The organism is Clostridioides sp. ES-S-0123-01, assembly GCF_020658415.1.
In the GTDB taxonomy this organism is placed as follows: Bacteria; Bacillota; Clostridia; order Peptostreptococcales; family Peptostreptococcaceae; genus Clostridioides.
The window spans coordinates 101,117-117,686 of record NZ_JACVWD010000008.1; the positions used below are offsets into that span (position 1 = coordinate 101,117).

The window sequence follows — 16,570 nt, forward strand, 5'->3', positions numbered from 1 at the left end:
TACTTTAGGTAGGAGGTGTATTATGAAAAAGATTCTGATTGCAGGTACTAGCAGTGGAGTTGGGAAGACTACAATATCATTAGGCATAATGCAGGCTTTAGTTAAGAGAAATATGAAAGTACAGCCGTATAAAGTAGGGCCAGACTATATAGACCCTTCATATCACACATTTATAACTGGAAGACATTCTAGGAATTTGGATTCTTATATGTTAGATGATGAAAAGATAAAGCATATAGTAAATAAATCTTCAAAGGATGCAGATATTTCAGTAGTAGAAGGAGTTATGGGATTATATGATGGTTTTGGGATAGATTTAGATAATTGCACAAGTTCACATACTTCTAAGGTATTAAAAGCCCCAGTTATACTAGTTATAAATGGAAAATCTATGGCTGCATCTAGTGCTGCTATGGTACTAGGATATAAGGAACTAGATAAAGCTGTGGATATAAAAGGTGTTATAGTAAATAATGTAAAAACTAAGAGCCATTATCAAATAATTAAGAGTTCTATAGAGAAATATTGTAATATCGAAGTGTTGGGATACTTTCCTCCAAATAATAAATTTTCATTAGAATCCAGACATCTAGGTCTAGTTCCTAGTGTTGAGATGAAATCTTTAAGAGAAAAGTTTTATACTTTAGCTGATGAGATTGAAAACTACATAAATATTGATAGAATAATCGAAATCTCAGAAAGTGATGAATTTGAGAGTAGTTTTGATTTTCAAAATCTAATAGAAAATAATAAGATAAAAGAGCATGTTAAGGATAAATCAATAGCCATAGCATATGATAAAGCCTTCAATTTTTATTATAGGGAAAACATAGAACTTTTAGAAGAGCTTGGATTAGAAGTAAACTATTTTAGTCCTCTTGAAGATACATCAGTGCCAAATTCAGACTATATTTATATTGGAGGCGGTTTTCCAGAGATATTTGGGAAAGAACTAGAAGCAAATGAATCAATGAGAGCCTCTATACTAGAAGCACATAATAATAATATTCCTATTTATGCAGAATGTGGTGGATTAATGTACTTAGGTGAGAAGTTACTTAATCAAGAGGAACAAGAATTTAATATGGTTGGCATATTTAATGGAACTAGTAAGATGACACCTTCTTTAAAGAGGTTTGGATATTGCCTTGGTATAGCTAAAGAAAATACAATTTTATCTAAAACAGGTGAAATTATTAAAGGGCATGAGTTTCATCATTCAATATTTGAAAGTGATGAGAAATGTGCATATTCAATGAAAAAAGAAAGAGAAGGAAATTTAATAGAAGAATGGGATGGAGGTTATAGCAAAGGAAATACACTGGCAACATACCTTCATACACATTTTTATAATAACTTAAATTGCATAGAAAATTTTTTGGAAAAGGGAAATGAGTAAATGAATATTTTATCTATTTATATAGGGTATATAACAGATTTAATTGTAGGAGACCCATATTCTTTCCCTCATCCAGTAAGGTTTATTGGAAAACTTATAAATCTTATCCAAGGGATAATAAGGAAGGCCTCTAAAAATGAAAAACAGTTAAAAATTGGTGGCTTTATATTATGGTTTGTAACTGTTGGAATAACTTACTTAGCAACTTATGTTATAGTGAAGCTATGTAGTTTTAATGTATTATTAAGCACTGTAGTAAATGGGTTTATAATTTATACGACATTAGCAACAAAGTGTTTAAAAGATGAAGCTGTAAAAATTTATGATGTATTAAAGACTGGAGACATAGAGAAATCTAGAATTCAATTATCTTATATAGTGGGTAGAGATACAACTAATTTAAGTGAACCTGAAATAATAAGAGCAACTGTGGAAACTGTGGCAGAAAATACTGTAGATGGTATAATTGCACCTATGCTTTATGCATTTATTGGGGGAGCACCACTTGCTATGGCGTATAAAGCCATAAACACTCTTGATTCAACTGTCGGATATAAGAATGAAAAATACAAAGATATTGGTTTTGCTTCTGCTAAAATTGATGATATAGCTAATTATATACCAGCAAGAATAGCTGTTATTCTTATGACAGTAGGGAGTTTTTTTCTTGGTTATAACTATAAGAATTGTTTTAAAATTTCTATTAGAGATAGAAAAAATCATAAAAGTCCAAATTGTGCTTTTTCAGAAGGTGCAGTATCAGGAGCCTTAGGAATTCAACTAGGAGGAACCAATGTTTATTTTGGAAAAAAAGTAGATAAGCCAACGATAGGAGATAAAACTAGAGAGATAGATATAGAAGATATAATTAAAACAAATAAAATTATGTATGCTTCTTCATTGACCTCTATATTAGTATTTACGCTGGTATCTGTGGTATGTAGGATGATTTTAATTATATAAATTAATTGTGTATTGATTTAAGGGGGATGTAGATGAAGGATTTAGGGCATGGTGCTAATGTAGACGAAATGGCAAAATTGTATGGGAAAGACCCAAAAGAAATAATAGACTTTAGTTCAAATATAAATCCAAAAGTTTTACCAAATTTAGAAAAATATATTTTAAGAGGGTTAGATGAATGTAGGAATTATCCAGATATAAATTATACAAACTTGAGAAAAAATATATCAAAATATATAAATATAAATTCAAACTTTATAATACCTGGAAATGGAGCAACAGAGATAATTTATTTGCTTATGAAGAGTATTAAAAAAAGATTGGCTATAATAAACCCCACTTTTTCAGAGTATAGAAGAAGTGCCAAACTAAATAATATAGATATTATAGATTTAGAATTAGATTCAAATAATAATTTTAAACTTGATATAGATATAGTAAAAAATAACATTGAAAAATTTGATTGTTTATTTATATGTAATCCAAATAATCCTAGTGGGAATGTTCAAGATTTAAAGGAACTTGTTTGTTTATTAAATGAAAACAATAAGATGCTAATAATTGATGAAACTTTTATGGAATTTGTTGAAAATGAAAATGAATATAGTTTAGTTAAATATATAGAGTCAAATAAAAATATATTTATAATTAAAGCTGTGACTAAATTTTTTGGAATGCCTGGTTTAAGATTAGGGTATGGCCTTACAAGTAATAGCAACATTATGGATAAAATTTATGAGTATAAAGAACCATGGACTATAAATTCTTTTGCTGATATGCTATCCAATTTTGTTTTTGAAGATAAAGATTATATTAGAAATAGTAAAGAGTACTACATAAAAGAAAGAAAATACATGTTACAAGAGTTAAAAAACATAAGAAATATAAAAGTTTATGATACAGATGCTAATTTTATCCTAATAAAAGTTTATAAAAAGACAGCTGATGAGTTAAAAAAAGATTTGTTTAAGCACGGAAATATATTGGTTAGAGATGCGTCTAACTTTATAGGATTGGACGACAGTTTTATAAGGATAGCTATAAAATCTCATGAAGATAATAAAATTCTTATAGAAAATATAAAAAATTTATTAGGTGATTAAAATGAAATCTTATGGAATATGCCCAGCATCATGTGGAGAGTTTGTTCAAGGGATAATAGATGATGAAGAATATCTATGTTCATATGCTATAAATATGTACTCTAAGGTATGTATTGAAGAGAAATTAAAAGATATAAATTTAGGTAGACATAAATCAAGAATAGCTATAGAAAAGGTATTTGAAAAATTTAATTTGCCTAAAAAAGATACCAAAAACATTTCTTTAAATATAAACAGCAAAATACCTGTTGGAAAAGGGATGGCAAGTTCGACAGCTGATATAGGGGCTACTATAAAAGCAACATTATCGTTAATAGATAAAGATTTAAATAGTGAAGAAATATCGAAATTGGCAGCAGAAATAGAACCAACAGACTCTATATTTATAAATAAAAATAGTATATTTAATCCCTTAAATGGTACTGTTATAAAATACTTGGGAAATATAACTAATGCAAAAGTTATAATTCTTGAACCTAATAAAGTATTAGATACGATGAAAATTAGAATGAGGAAAGATTATAGTAAGCTAAAAATCGAAAATAAGGAAATTATAAAAAAGTCATTTGCTCTTTTAGAAGAAGGTCTGAAGAAAGATGATTTATCCTTAGTTGGAGAGGCTTGTACATTAAGTAGTTTAGCAAACGAAAATATAGAAAAAAAAGAATACTTAAATGAAATAATAAAAATATCTAAGCTATATGGAGCCTATGGAGTAAATATTGCCCATAGTGGTACAGTAATAGGGATTTTAATTGATAAGCTTATGAATGATAAGAAATTAATAGATGTATTATGTGAGTCTAATATAAATTCTGTTTATAATAAAATCTATACCTTGGATATAATAGATGGTGGAATTAAGGGGGAAGTAGAATGGAATACATAAAGAATCCTATGAAAATAGAAGAGAGAAGTTTTGAATTAATACAAGGAATAATAGATGAAATCAGACCAGATTATAAATTTAAAAATGAGATTGAAGAAAAAATAATAAAAAGAGCTATACATACTACTGCTGATTTTGATTACTTGGATATATTAAAAATATCAGAAAAGGCAGTTGATAGTATAATAGATGCGCTAAAAAATAATGCAAGTATTTATACAGATACAAATATGGCTCTGAGTGGAATAAATAAGAAGAAGTTGGAAGCATTGGGATGCAAATATAAATGTTTAGTAGCGAATGATGAAACTGCAAAAGTAGCTAAAGAAAAAGGTATTACCCGCTCTATGGCAGCTGTAGAAATTGCATCAAAAGAAGAAGGAAGAAAGATATTTGTACTTGGGAATGCACCAACAGCTTTATATAAAGTTATGGAAATGAAATCAGAAGGGAAATTGGATGTAGATGCAGTTATAGGAGTTCCTGTAGGTTTTGTAGGAGCACAGGAGTCAAAAGATGAAGTTGAAAAGACAGATATACCATATATAATTTCTAAAGGTAGAAAAGGTGGTAGTAATTTAGCAGCAGCAATAGTGAATGCTATCTTATATGCCATGTAGGTATCTATATGGAAGAATATGTATATATAGATGGGAAAAAGTATAGAAGAGGATATACTACAGGTTCTTGTGCTACAGGTGCATCTAAGGCTGCTGTGTATATGATGATTACAAAAAATAAAATTGATACAATAAACATAGATACTCCTAAGGGAATACCACTATCATTAAATATTGATAATATAAACATTTCTGATGATTTTGTGGAATGTTCTGTAAAAAAAGATGGTGGAGATGATATAGATGCAACACATACTATGGATATCTATGCAAGAGTTGAAATTATATCTAAAACTGATGATAGCAATAGTTATCTTACCTTAGAAAATATTGATAACATAAATATTAGTGAAGAATGTCAAAGTGAACTCTATAAATTTATTAGGGTCTATGGTGGAACTGGTATTGGAGTAGTAACTAAAAAAGGATTAAGTGTAGGTGTTGGTAAACCTGCCATAAATCCAACTCCATTAAGAATGATAAATCAAGAAATAATAAAGCTTATAGAAAGTGATTTTGAATCTATGCTTGGGCATGATAAAGTTTTAAAAATAACAATCTTTGCTCCACAAGGAGAAAAAATCGCAAAAAAAACATTTAATCCAAGGTTAGGAATAGTTGGAGGAATATCTATAATAGGTACAACTGGGATAGTTGAGCCGATGAGCGATGAGGGCTGGAAAAAATCTTTATCTATAGAACTCCAAATGAAAAAAGAACAAGGTTTAGACAAGATAATATTAGTTCCAGGAAATCATGGAGAACAATTTATAAGAGAGAAACTGAACTTAGATATTAAGTATGTAGTAAGAACCAGTAATTTTATTGGTTATATGATTAAAGAGGCTCAAAGAATAGGATATAAAAAAATATTGATGGCTGGGCATATAGGTAAATTTATAAAAGTATCAGCTGGGATTTTTAATACTCATAGTAAAGTAGCAGATGCTAGAAGTGAGATATTAGTGGCAAATCTAGCTTTAATGGGAGCTACACATGAATTTTTACATAAAATAAATCAGTGTTTAACTGCTGAAGAAGCTGTAGAGTTGATAAATAATAGCGAATATAAACAGGTTTATAATATATTGAGTAATAAATGTAGAGATAGAGTAAAGCAATATTTAAATGAAGATGTAGATGATATTGATGTAGAAGTAATAATTTTTTCAATGGATAAGTCTTTGTTAGGAAAATCAGATAATACAGATGATTTATTGGAGGTTTTTATATGATAAATATAATAGGTTTAGGGCCTGGTAACTTAGACTATATAACAAAAAAAGGTGAAAATTTAATTTCTACTTCAGATGTATTAATTGGTGGCAGAAGGAATTTAGAATCTGTAAAAAACTTTGAAGGAGAAAAAATAATATTAGATTCTAATTTAAGAGAAATTGTAGAGTATATAAATAACAATAGTGAAAAGCAAATATCAATAATAGCTTCAGGTGATCCACTGATATATGGTATAGGTAAGTATTTATCTAAAAATATTGATAATAAGATGTTAAATATGGTTTCTGGAATTAGTTCTTTACAATATATATTTTCAAGGATATATGTTGATATGAATGATTTATATATTACCAGTAGCCATGGTAAAATACCAGATTTCGATTATATACTATCACATAAAAAAGTATGTATGGTTACAGATTCTAAGATAGGACCAAAGCAAATAAGTAAAGAAATAATAGATAGGAATTTAAATAAAATTATTGTTGTAGGTGAGAATTTATCATATGACAATGAAAAAATAACAATAGCAAAGCCAGATGAAATAATAAGAATGGACAATTTCGGAATGAATGTTGTGGTGATTTTAGATGAGGAATAGTGAATTTATAACAGGTAAGGTTCCAATTACTAAAGAAGAAGTTAGAGCAATATCAATAAGCAAACTAGATTTAGTAAATGCTGAGAGTTTTATAGATATAGGTGCTGGTACAGGAAGTGTAAGCATTGAAGCTGCATATAACTATCCCAACCTAGAGGTTATATCTATAGAGAAAAATGATGCTGCTGTAGAACTTATAGAAAAAAATATTAAAAAGTTTAATTTGAAAAATGTAGAAGTAATAAAAGGCTATGCACCGATAAAGATAAGCTTAAATACTAAAGTTGATTCTATTTTTCTTGGGGGTACTGGAAATAACTTAGAAGAAATAATAGCATGGTCTAAAAAAACTTTAATTACAGGAGGAAGACTTGTAGCTAATTTTATAATCATAGAAACATTTAACCAAACTCTAAAGTTACTTAGAAAATATGGGTTTAAAGAAATAGATGTATGTGTTTTAAATGTTTCTAAACTAGAGAAACTGGGAAAAGGTGAATATTTTAAACCACTAAATCCTATATATATAATATCTTGTGAAAAAGGGGAAGATGATGATGAATAAAGTACATTTTGTAGGAGCAGGACCTGGAGACAAAGAGCTAATAACTTTGAAAGGGTATAAACTATTAAGTAATGCAGATGTAGTAATATATGCTGGCTCACTTGTCAATCCTGAGCTTTTAGAATATTGTAAAGAAGATTGTCAAATACATAATAGTGCACATATGGATTTACAAGAAATAATAGATGTTATGAGAGATGGTATAGAAAATAACAAGTCTGTTGTGAGATTACAAACAGGAGATTTTTCTATATATGGTTCAATTAGAGAACAAGTGGAAGATTTAAATAAATTGAATATAGACTATGATTGTACACCAGGAGTGAGTTCTTTTTTAGGGGCAGCTTCATCTCTAGGAGTGGAATATACAGTTCCTGAAATTTCTCAAAGTGTTATTATAACGAGAATGGAAGGAAGGACTCCAGTTCCTGAAAAGGAATCAATACAATCTTATGCTAAGCATCAGACATCTATGGTAATATTTTTATCAGTTCAAGAGATTGAGAAGGTTGTATCTAAATTATTAGAAGGCGGTTATCCAAAGGACACACCTATAGCAGTTATATATAAAGCTACATGGGCAGATGAAAAAATAGTTAAAGGAACTTTAAATGATATAGCTGTAAAAGTTAAAGAAAATAACATAAATAAAACTGCTTTAATAATGGTAGGTAGATTTTTAGGAGAAGAATATAATAACTCAAAGTTATATGATAAGGATTTTAAACATGAGTATAGAGGGTAATATCGCTATAATTTGTATTACTGAAAACGGAAAAAATTTAGCTAGAAAGATAGAATCTTTAGTGGACAATTGTGTTGTATATCAAATAAAAAATAAAAAAGGTACTTTAGATATTAGTCAGGAAGATTCTGTACAAATAATACAAAAAAAACTAAGTGATTTTGTAGGAGAGGTATTTAATAAATTTGAGTATATAATATTTATAATGGCGACAGGGATAGTTGTACGAAGTATAGCACCATATATAATAAGCAAGTTTAGTGATCCTGCAATTTTAGTGATAGATGAGAAAGGACAAAATGTAATAAGTTTATTGAGTGGACATATTGGAGGAGCAAATAGTTTAACGCATTATATAAGTAGTCTTATCAATGCGAATCCAGTAATAACAACAGCTACTGATGTAAACCAAAAAGCTTCTTTAGATATGATAGCAAAAAAATTAAATGCTTATATTGATAACTTTAGAGAAAATGTAAAAGAAGTAAATTCTATGTTAGTAAATGGTAAATGTGTTGGTTTGTATGTTGAGGAAGGCTATCAAGTTGACACTAGAGGATTTAAGCTTATAAAAAGTAGTAAAGGATTAAAAGATAGTTTTTTAAATAAAGATATAGAAAAGATAGTTATAGTAAGCAACAAGATAAATTTTACTAAAGATATAGAAAGTTTAGATGAGGATAATAACTTTACACATAATTATTACAGAGAAAAAATAATAAAAGTGATTCCAAAAGATATAGTTATAGGGATTGGGTGTAGAAGATACACAGATAGTAAGTTGATGTTTGATTCTTTACTAGAATTTTTTGAGGTACAAAATATAGATATTAAAGCTGTAAAAATCATTGGAAGTATAGACCTAAAAAAAGATGAAAAGGCAATCATTGATTTAGCAAAAAAGCTAAAAGCGCCATTTAAGACATTTTCAATAGATGAAATATCCAAAGTTGATGATATGTTTGATAAATCCGATTTTGTGAAAAAAAATGTAGGTGTATATTCAGTAGCAGAACCTGTAGCATATCTTTTAAGTAAGGGAAACTTAATAGTTGAAAAACACAAATATAAAGGAATAACTTTTTCGGTAGGGAGAATAAAAATATGATATATGTTGTAGGAATTGGACCAGGAAATAAAGATACTATGACTTTAGAGGCGATAAAAGCGATAGAGGACTCTGAGGCTATTGTTGGGTATAAGACTTATATAAATTTAATAGAAGAATTTATAAGTGATAAAGAAATAATTCAAAATGGTATGAGACAAGAAGTTGATAGATGTAAACAAGCAGTAGAAGAAGCGAAAAAAGGGAAAAAAGTAGCAGTTATAAGTAGTGGAGATGCCGGTATATACGGAATGGCAGGACTTATTTTAGAATTAATATCTAAGGAAAGTGAAGACATAAGAGTTAAAGTAATTCCAGGTGTTACTGCTAGTATTGGTGCAGCAGCTATACTTGGAGCACCTATTATGCATGATTTCTGTCATATAAGTTTAAGTGATTTAATGACTCCATGGGAAGTAATTGAAAAAAGATTAAAGTTAGCTGCAGAAGCTGATTTTGTAATATGCCTGTATAATCCAAGAAGTAAGGGAAGAAGTGAACATCTAAGTAAAGCATTTAAAATAATGGGAGAGTTTAAAGATGGAAATACACCTGTTGGAGTGGTCAAAGATGTAGGTAGAGAAAAAGAAACTAAGTTTATATGTACTTTTGAGAATATGGATTTTGAAAAAGTTGATATGACTACTATGGTTATAATCGGAAATAAATCTACTTATATTGATGGTGAACTGATGATAACTCCAAGAGGTTATACAGTATGATTTTGATTCTAGGAGGAACTTCAGATAGTTTAGCTATATGTGATATGATAAATGAATTGGAAAATCAGTCCTATGTACTTTCAGTAACTACAGAATATGGAAAAGAACTTGCACAAAAACATACAAATAATATAGTTTTAGGTAAGCTTGGAAAAGAAGAAATGCTAAGGTTTATAAAGGATAATCATATAGCTAGAATAATAGATGCTACTCATCCTTATGCAGTTGAAGTATCTAAAAATGCTATTACTTGTGCAAAGTTATCAAACATAGAGTATATAAGATTTGAAAGAAAATCGTTAATAGAAGAAATAAATTATGACAATAAGTTTATAGTAGATACAATTGAAGAAGCCTGTAAAATTGCAAATAAAATAGGAAAAAATATATTTATAGGAACAGGAAGTAAAAACTTAAACAGATTTGTAGAAGGAATAAGTAATAAAAATTTAGTGGTTAGAGTTCTTCCGACAAGTGAAGTTATCTTAAGTTGTGAAAAATTAGGTTTAAATGCAGACAATATAGTAGCAATGAAAGGTCCGTTTAGCCAGTGTATAAACAAGGAAACATATAAACATTATGATGTAGATTTAGTTATAACAAAAGAAAGTGGGGTAGCAGGAGGTTTTTTAGAAAAAGTAAATGCATGTAAAAATCTCAATATACCAGTAGTAATTATTAAACGAGAATCGATTAACTACGAAAATGTAATTAATGACATAAATAAAATTAAAGACATAATTGTGTGATTTTTAGGAGGAGAAGATATGAAGAAAGCCTTATTAGTAGTAAGTTTTGGGACAAGCTACCATGAAACAAGAGAAAAGACAATAGATGTGTGTGAAAATAAAATAAAGAATTCGTTAAAAAACTATGATTTTTTTAGAGCGTATACATCAAATATGATAATAAACAAAATAAAAAAAAGAGATGGCATAGAAATAGACAACCCTATACAAGCTTTAGATAAAATATATGAGCAAGGGTATGACGAAGTAATAATTCAAACGCTTCATATTATATGTGGAGAAGAATTTAATAAGCTAAAAGAACAAGTAGAAAGCTATTCTTCTAAATTTAAAAAACTTATATTAGGAAGACCTTTACTTACTCACATAGAGGATTATCAAGAATCAGTAGAGGCAATTAAACATCAAATTCCTCATATGGAAAGTGATGAAGCAGTAGTATTTATGGGTCATGGAACAGTTCATGAGTCTCATTCAGCATATCCAGCCTTGGAATATATGCTTAGAGATAATGGAGTAAATGCTTATGTTGGTACGGTTGAAGGTTATCCAGAAATAGAACATGTAATGAGAAGATTAAAAGAAGGCAATATAAAAACTATAAATTTAATGCCATTTATGCTAGTTGCAGGTGACCATGCCATAAATGATATGGCAGGAGATGAAGAGGATTCTTGGAAGACAATACTTGAAGATAATGGATTTAATGTGAAAATTCATTTAAAAGGGCTAGGAGAAAATCCTTATATACAAGATAAATTTGTTCGTCATACTCTTAAATGTGCAGAAACTGCTAAGTTTTATGGTATAGGAACAGGACCAGGAGATAGCTCTTTACTTACAATAAAAGCAGTTAATACTCTAAAAAAACTAGATGTTTTATACACTCCGGAGTCAAAAAGGGGTGGAGAAAGCTTGGCATTATCAATAGTTAATGAATATTTACCAGAATCACTAGAGATAAAATCTAGACATTTCCCAATGAGTTTTGATGGAAACGAAAAAGAACTAGCTTGGGACAATGTAGCAGAGGAAATTATATCAGATGTTAATAATGGTAAAAATGTAGGATTTGTAACATTGGGTGACCCTATGCTTTATAGTACATATGTGTATATAATGAACAGAATAGTAGATGAGATAGAAGTAGAAACTATACCAGGAATTTCTTCGTTTTCTAATATAGCATCTAATCAAAATTTTCCATTAGTTATGGATAGAGAAGCATTAGTAGTAGTTCCTTGTACTATGGAAGATGATAAGATAGAGAATGCTCTACAAAATTATAATTCTATAGTGTTAATGAAAGTGTATAAGAATTTTAAAGAAATAATAAAAAAATTAGAAAAATATAATCTGATAGAACATGCTATTTTAGTTAGTAATTCGTCTCAAGATAGTGAAACTGTATTTAAGGATTTAAGAGAAGCACATCTTGAAGATAAGATATCTTATTTTTCTACGATACTAGTAAATAAAGAGAACAAAATAAAATAGACGAATGTAATATTTAAAGGAGATTTAATATGAATATCGTGGTTGGAACTAGGGGTAGTAATCTAGCACTTATACAAACTGAATGGGTAATAAATGAGCTAAAAAAGAAATATCCTTATATTAATTTTGAAATCAAAATTATAAAAACAAAAGGAGATATAATTCAAAATGTTTCATTAGATAAAATAGGTGATAAAGGATTATTTGTAAAAGAAATAGAGCAACAATTATTGGATGGACAGATAGATATAGCAGTACATAGTATGAAAGATATGCCTTCTTATTTGGCAGATGGACTAAAATTTGCTCATACACCTAAAAGAGAAGATCCAAGAGATGTGTTAATACTTAGAGATGAATATAAAAGCTTAGATGATTTACCTCATGGAGCAGTAATAGGAACAGGGAGTAAAAGGAGAAAGTTTCAATTATTAAAGCAAAGACCTGATTTAAACATAGTTCAAGTTAGGGGAAATGTAGAGACTAGAATACGAAAAATCAAAGATGAAAATCTACATGGAATTGTATTAGCTGCATCAGGAATAATAAGGGCTAATTTACAAGATAAAATAAGTTCTTATTTACCTGTTGATGTTGTCATTCCAGCACCTGCTCAAGGGGCTTTAGCTATAGAGATAAGAAGTAATGATAGTGATGTTGAGGAGATAGTGAACTCACTAAAAGATAATGATACAGAAATCCAAATATTAGCTGAAAGAGGATTTTTAGATGGTGTGAATGGAAGTTGTCATATTCCAATGGCAGCTTATTGTGAAATAAATCAAGATAAAATACATCTTACTGGTTTATATGGAGATTCAGAAGGAGATAAAATAGTAATTAAGTCCATAGAAGGGGATATCTCTTCTCCTAGAGAGTTAGGTTTAAAGTTAGCTAAACTTGTATTGAAGGAGTATGAAAGTTATGAAGGGTAAGGTTTACTTAGTAGGTGCAGGACCAGGAGATTATAAACTCATGACTCTGAAAGGCTTAGAGTGTATAAGAAAATCGGATGTAATAGTATATGATAGATTAGCAAATAGTAGTTACTTAAGAGAAGCTAAAGCAGATTGTGAATTTATATATGTAGGAAAGGCATCAAGCAATCATATTTTGCCACAAGAAGATATAAATAGAGTTATAGCAGAAAAAGCTAAAGAAGGAAAACTTGTGACTCGTTTAAAAGGCGGAGACCCTTACGTATTTGGTAGAGGTGGAGAGGAAGCAGAGACTCTAGTGGATGAAGGTATAGAGTTTGAAGTAGTTCCAGGGATAACTTCTGCAATAGGAGGTTTATGCTATGCGGGTATTCCTATAACACACAGAGACCACGCTTCATCATTTCATGTAATAACAGGTCATCTGAAAGGTGATGATAGTGGGGAATTAAATTGGAATGCTCTTGCAAACAATAAAGGCACTCTTGTGTTTTTGATGGGGATTTCTAACTTGAAGAAAATAAGTGAAAACTTGATGAAAGAGGGAAAGAGCAAAGATACACCAGTTGCTCTTATAAGTTGGGCAACTAGATATAATCAAAGGGTTGTTACATCTACACTTGAAAATGTCTATGAAGTTGCTATCAAAGAAGAAGTAAAACCACCAACTCTTATAGTAGTTGGAAGTGTTGTAGGACTTAGAGAAAAACTGAATTTCTTTGAGGGGAAACCTTTGTTTGGAAAAAGTATAGCTGTGACTAGGTCTAGAAATCAAAATAGTGTATTAGTAGAAAAGATAATGGATTTAGGTGGGAATCCAATAGAGATACCTACTATTAAGATAGAAAAAATACAGAATAATACTAAATTGGAAAATGAAATAAAAAATATAAATGAATATAACTATCTAATACTAACCAGTAAAAATGCAGTAGAAATATTTTTTGAGAAGATTTATGAAGTGAATTTTGATTCAAGAATATTATCTAACCTAAAGATATGTGCAATAGGCTCAGCGACATCAAGTGAATTGAAGAAAAGAGGAATTACAGCAGATATAGTACCAAAAAAATTTGTAGCAGAATCATTATATGAAGAGCTATCATCAATTTTAACTGAAAATGATAAGATACTTATACCTAGAGCAGAAAACGCTAGAGACTATTTAGTTGATAAGCTTAAGGAAATTTGTGAAGTAACAGAAATACATACATATAGAACCGTGATAGATGAAGATAAAAGAAATGAAATATTAGATATTTTAAATTCGAATGAGATAGATTATATAACATTTACAAGTTCATCAACAGTAAATAATCTTATTGAGATTATAGGAAAAGAAAATATTAAAATCTTAGATAAAATAAAAGTATTGTCTATAGGGCCTATAACTACAGAGGCAATAAATAATTTAGGAATAAACTTATATAAAGAGGCTACAACATCTACAATAAATGGATTAGTAGATTTAATTATAGAAAATTAATTTTGGAGGATTGAGATGTTAAGAAGACCAAGAAGACTAAGAGCAAGTAAAGCAATAAGAAATTTGGTAAGAGAAACTAAAGTAAATGTAGAAGATTTAATATATCCTTTATTTGTAGTAGAAGGGGAGAATGTAAAAGAAGAAATTAAATCTTTACCAGATGTTTATCACTTATCAATAGACATGTTAGAAGAAGAAATAAAAGAAATAAGAGATTTAGGAATTGAACATATAATGTTATTTGGTGTACCAGATGAAAAAGACGAATGTGCATCACAAGCATTTAATGAGAATGGAATAGTACAAAAAGCGATTAGAAAGATAAAGGAAATAGATTCAAATATAAATGTAATAACAGATGTCTGTATGTGTCAGTACACAAGTCATGGACATTGTGGAATTTTAACAGATACTGGTTATGTTGATAATGATAAATCATTAGAATATTTAGCTAAGATATCTGTAAGTCATGCTAAAGCAGGAGCAGATATGGTTGCTCCATCTGACATGATGGATGGAAGAATACAAGCAATAAGAGAAGCTTTAGATGAAAATGGTTTGGAAAATATCGGTATAATGGCTTACAGTGTCAAATACGCTTCAAATTTTTATGGACCTTTTAGAGAAGCAGCTCATTCAGCACCATCATTTGGAGATAGAAAGACATACCAGATGGACCCTGCAAATAGCAATGAAGCTATGATAGAAACAGAACTTGATGTATTAGAAGGTGCAGATATACTTATGGTTAAACCTGCATTATCATATTTAGATGTTATAAGAAGAGTTAAAGATAATTTTGATTTGCCTTTAGCTGCTTATAATGTAAGTGGAGAATACTCTATGCTTAAGTTAGCTGTTAAAGAAGGATTATTAAATGAAGATGTAATTCTTGAAGCAATCACATCTATAAAGAGAGCAGGAGCAGATATAATAATAACTTACTTTGCTAAAGATATTGCTAAATTATTAAGAAAATAAGCTATTAAAATATAAAGTATTATGAAAAGTATAGAAATTGTAATTTGTTATTTTAAAATATTTTCATCTACAAGTTTAGTAATCTATAATCTTAGTAAATGAAAATATAAGTGACTTTACAATTTCTATATTTGTTTATGTATTTAATAAAAATTTTGGAGGGTAAAAAATGCTATATCCTATTAACTTAAAATTAGATGACTTAGATGTAGTCATAATAGGAGGAGGAGAGGTTGCATATAGGAAATGTAAAAACTTTTTAGATTTTAATAAGAGTGTTACTGTAGTTTCTAAACATATTTTAAATAAGTTTCATGATTTAGAAGGTAACATAAATATAATAAAAGACGATTATAAAGAAGAATATATAGAAAGTAGCTCTGTGATAATTGCTGCTACAGATAATAGGGAGCTGAATTTAGAAATAGGATTATATTGTAGAAAAAATAAAAAACTAGTAAATGTTGTTGATAATGTAGAAATATCAAATTTTACTGTTCCATCATATGTAAAAAGAGGTGATTTGCTTATAAGTGTATCCACAGGGGGTAAAAGTCCATCTTTGTCTTCAAAAATAAAAAAGGAGCTAGAAGAAAAATATACTGAGGATTATGAGGAATATTTGAACGTGTTAGGCGAGATTAGAAAAGAAGTTATAAAAAAATATCAAGATAAAAATAAAAGAAAAAGTATACTTAATATGTTGATAGTACTTGATTTAGATGAATTAAAAAAGTTTAATGTATAAAGTTTTTTAAAAAAAATATAAAAAAGCTGTTGACGAATTATTTTTAAGGTGATATAGTATTACTTGTCCTTAAGAAAAGGGCAAACATGAAAAATGAACTTTGAAAATTAAACAGTAGGTTAATTTATAAAACAAGAAACAAACCATAAAGCCAGATATTTAGATAACAATAGTATCTGAGCCTGATAAACTTTTATTTGAGAGTTTGATCCTGGCT

The 16,570-nt window shown here is 28.9% G+C and carries 17 protein-coding genes; all 17 read left to right on the forward strand.

The features are described 5' to 3' along the window. Positions 1-22 precede the first annotated feature (22 nt). The 17 genes from IC175_RS17145 (at position 23) to IC175_RS17225 (ending at position 16,353) form a co-directional block, all read left to right on the forward strand. A complete protein-coding gene (locus tag IC175_RS17145; RefSeq protein ID WP_227436165.1) occupies positions 23-1,399 on the forward strand; it encodes a cobyrinate a,c-diamide synthase in 1,377 nt (458 codons plus the stop codon). Further along, positions 1,400-2,362: an adenosylcobinamide-phosphate synthase CbiB gene (cbiB, locus tag IC175_RS17150; RefSeq protein ID WP_227851754.1), complete on the forward strand. Its 963-nt coding sequence runs from the start codon at positions 1,400-1,402 to the stop codon at positions 2,360-2,362. It begins immediately after the preceding gene. A 32-nt stretch (positions 2,363-2,394) separates the two neighbouring features. Then, positions 2,395-3,465 carry an aminotransferase class I/II-fold pyridoxal phosphate-dependent enzyme gene (locus IC175_RS17155; RefSeq protein ID WP_227851755.1) on the forward strand — a complete coding sequence of 357 codons (1,071 nt, stop codon included), beginning with the start codon at positions 2,395-2,397 and terminating at the stop codon, positions 3,463-3,465. Between the two features lies 1 nt (position 3,466). Next, positions 3,467-4,354 carry a cobalamin biosynthesis protein gene (locus tag IC175_RS17160; protein ID WP_227836407.1) on the forward strand — a complete coding sequence of 296 codons (888 nt, stop codon included), beginning with the start codon at positions 3,467-3,469 and terminating at the stop codon, positions 4,352-4,354. Further along, the gene (locus IC175_RS17165; RefSeq protein WP_227436158.1) at positions 4,342-4,974 is read left to right on the forward strand and encodes a cobalt-precorrin-8 methylmutase; all 633 of its coding nucleotides are present in this window, start codon (positions 4,342-4,344) and stop codon (positions 4,972-4,974) included. Before IC175_RS17160 ends, IC175_RS17165 begins: the two co-directional genes overlap by 13 nt. 8 nt (positions 4,975-4,982) lie before the next feature. Then, positions 4,983-6,209 (forward strand): cobalt-precorrin-5B (C(1))-methyltransferase CbiD, encoded by a 1,227-nt coding sequence (gene cbiD / locus IC175_RS17170; protein WP_227836408.1) that lies wholly within the window; start codon positions 4,983-4,985, stop codon positions 6,207-6,209. Beyond that, a complete protein-coding gene (locus IC175_RS17175; RefSeq protein ID WP_227483580.1) occupies positions 6,206-6,814 on the forward strand; it encodes a cobalt-precorrin-7 (C(5))-methyltransferase in 609 nt (202 codons plus the stop codon). The genes cbiD and IC175_RS17175 overlap by 4 nt, the downstream gene beginning before the upstream one ends. Beyond that, positions 6,804-7,379 carry a decarboxylating cobalt-precorrin-6B (C(15))-methyltransferase gene (locus tag IC175_RS17180; protein ID WP_227825293.1) on the forward strand — a complete coding sequence of 192 codons (576 nt, stop codon included), beginning with the start codon at positions 6,804-6,806 and terminating at the stop codon, positions 7,377-7,379. Before IC175_RS17175 ends, IC175_RS17180 begins: the two co-directional genes overlap by 11 nt. Further along, complete coding sequence (locus IC175_RS17185) at positions 7,372-8,124, forward strand: cobalt-precorrin-4 methyltransferase (RefSeq protein WP_227436149.1); 753 nt, start codon at positions 7,372-7,374, stop codon at positions 8,122-8,124. The genes IC175_RS17180 and IC175_RS17185 overlap by 8 nt, the downstream gene beginning before the upstream one ends. Next, the gene (cbiG, locus tag IC175_RS17190) at positions 8,108-9,232 is read left to right on the forward strand and encodes a cobalt-precorrin 5A hydrolase (protein ID WP_227851756.1); all 1,125 of its coding nucleotides are present in this window, start codon (positions 8,108-8,110) and stop codon (positions 9,230-9,232) included. Before IC175_RS17185 ends, cbiG begins: the two co-directional genes overlap by 17 nt. Continuing rightward, entirely contained in the window at positions 9,229-9,954 is a 726-nt protein-coding gene (gene cobJ / locus IC175_RS17195) for a precorrin-3B C(17)-methyltransferase (protein ID WP_227436145.1), read from the forward strand. Before cbiG ends, cobJ begins: the two co-directional genes overlap by 4 nt. After that, a complete protein-coding gene (gene cobK / locus IC175_RS17200; protein ID WP_227851757.1) occupies positions 9,951-10,703 on the forward strand; it encodes a precorrin-6A reductase in 753 nt (250 codons plus the stop codon). The genes cobJ and cobK overlap by 4 nt, the downstream gene beginning before the upstream one ends. Positions 10,704-10,721: 18 nt before the next feature. Then, a complete protein-coding gene (locus IC175_RS17205) occupies positions 10,722-12,200 on the forward strand; it encodes a cobalt-factor II C(20)-methyltransferase (protein WP_227436141.1) in 1,479 nt (492 codons plus the stop codon). Between the two features lie 29 nt (positions 12,201-12,229). After that, positions 12,230-13,135 carry a hydroxymethylbilane synthase gene (gene hemC / locus IC175_RS17210; RefSeq protein ID WP_227835025.1) on the forward strand — a complete coding sequence of 302 codons (906 nt, stop codon included), beginning with the start codon at positions 12,230-12,232 and terminating at the stop codon, positions 13,133-13,135. Further along, entirely contained in the window at positions 13,125-14,624 is a 1,500-nt protein-coding gene (gene cobA, locus IC175_RS17215) for a uroporphyrinogen-III C-methyltransferase (protein ID WP_227851758.1), read from the forward strand. The genes hemC and cobA overlap by 11 nt, the downstream gene beginning before the upstream one ends. 15 nt (positions 14,625-14,639) lie before the next feature. Further along, entirely contained in the window at positions 14,640-15,605 is a 966-nt protein-coding gene (gene hemB, locus IC175_RS17220; protein ID WP_227436135.1) for a porphobilinogen synthase, read from the forward strand. A gap of 169 nt (positions 15,606-15,774) precedes the next feature. Beyond that, complete coding sequence (locus tag IC175_RS17225) at positions 15,775-16,353, forward strand: bifunctional precorrin-2 dehydrogenase/sirohydrochlorin ferrochelatase (protein WP_227436126.1); 579 nt, start codon at positions 15,775-15,777, stop codon at positions 16,351-16,353. Positions 16,354-16,570: the final 217 nt, after the last annotated feature.

Bases quoted from the DNA above. Each gene is read 5' to 3' on its own strand.
- IC175_RS17145 (WP_227436165.1), top strand. From the start codon at position 23: ATGAAAAAGATTCTGATTGCAGGTACTAGCAGTGGAGTTGGGAAGACT.
- cbiB (WP_227851754.1), top strand. From the start codon at position 1,400: ATGAATATTTTATCTATTTATATAGGGTATATAACAGATTTAATTGTA.
- IC175_RS17155 (WP_227851755.1), top strand. From the start codon at position 2,395: ATGAAGGATTTAGGGCATGGTGCTAATGTAGACGAAATGGCAAAATTG.
- IC175_RS17160 (WP_227836407.1), top strand. From the start codon at position 3,467: ATGAAATCTTATGGAATATGCCCAGCATCATGTGGAGAGTTTGTTCAA.
- IC175_RS17165 (WP_227436158.1), top strand. From the start codon at position 4,342: ATGGAATACATAAAGAATCCTATGAAAATAGAAGAGAGAAGTTTTGAA.
- cbiD (WP_227836408.1), top strand. From the start codon at position 4,983: ATGGAAGAATATGTATATATAGATGGGAAAAAGTATAGAAGAGGATAT.
- IC175_RS17175 (WP_227483580.1), top strand. From the start codon at position 6,206: ATGATAAATATAATAGGTTTAGGGCCTGGTAACTTAGACTATATAACA.
- IC175_RS17180 (WP_227825293.1), top strand. From the start codon at position 6,804: ATGAGGAATAGTGAATTTATAACAGGTAAGGTTCCAATTACTAAAGAA.
- IC175_RS17185 (WP_227436149.1), top strand. From the start codon at position 7,372: ATGAATAAAGTACATTTTGTAGGAGCAGGACCTGGAGACAAAGAGCTA.
- cbiG (WP_227851756.1), top strand. From the start codon at position 8,108: ATGAGTATAGAGGGTAATATCGCTATAATTTGTATTACTGAAAACGGA.
- cobJ (WP_227436145.1), top strand. From the start codon at position 9,229: ATGATATATGTTGTAGGAATTGGACCAGGAAATAAAGATACTATGACT.
- cobK (WP_227851757.1), top strand. From the start codon at position 9,951: ATGATTTTGATTCTAGGAGGAACTTCAGATAGTTTAGCTATATGTGAT.
- IC175_RS17205 (WP_227436141.1), top strand. From the start codon at position 10,722: ATGAAGAAAGCCTTATTAGTAGTAAGTTTTGGGACAAGCTACCATGAA.
- hemC (WP_227835025.1), top strand. From the start codon at position 12,230: ATGAATATCGTGGTTGGAACTAGGGGTAGTAATCTAGCACTTATACAA.
- cobA (WP_227851758.1), top strand. From the start codon at position 13,125: ATGAAGGGTAAGGTTTACTTAGTAGGTGCAGGACCAGGAGATTATAAA.
- hemB (WP_227436135.1), top strand. From the start codon at position 14,640: ATGTTAAGAAGACCAAGAAGACTAAGAGCAAGTAAAGCAATAAGAAAT.
- IC175_RS17225 (WP_227436126.1), top strand. From the start codon at position 15,775: ATGCTATATCCTATTAACTTAAAATTAGATGACTTAGATGTAGTCATA.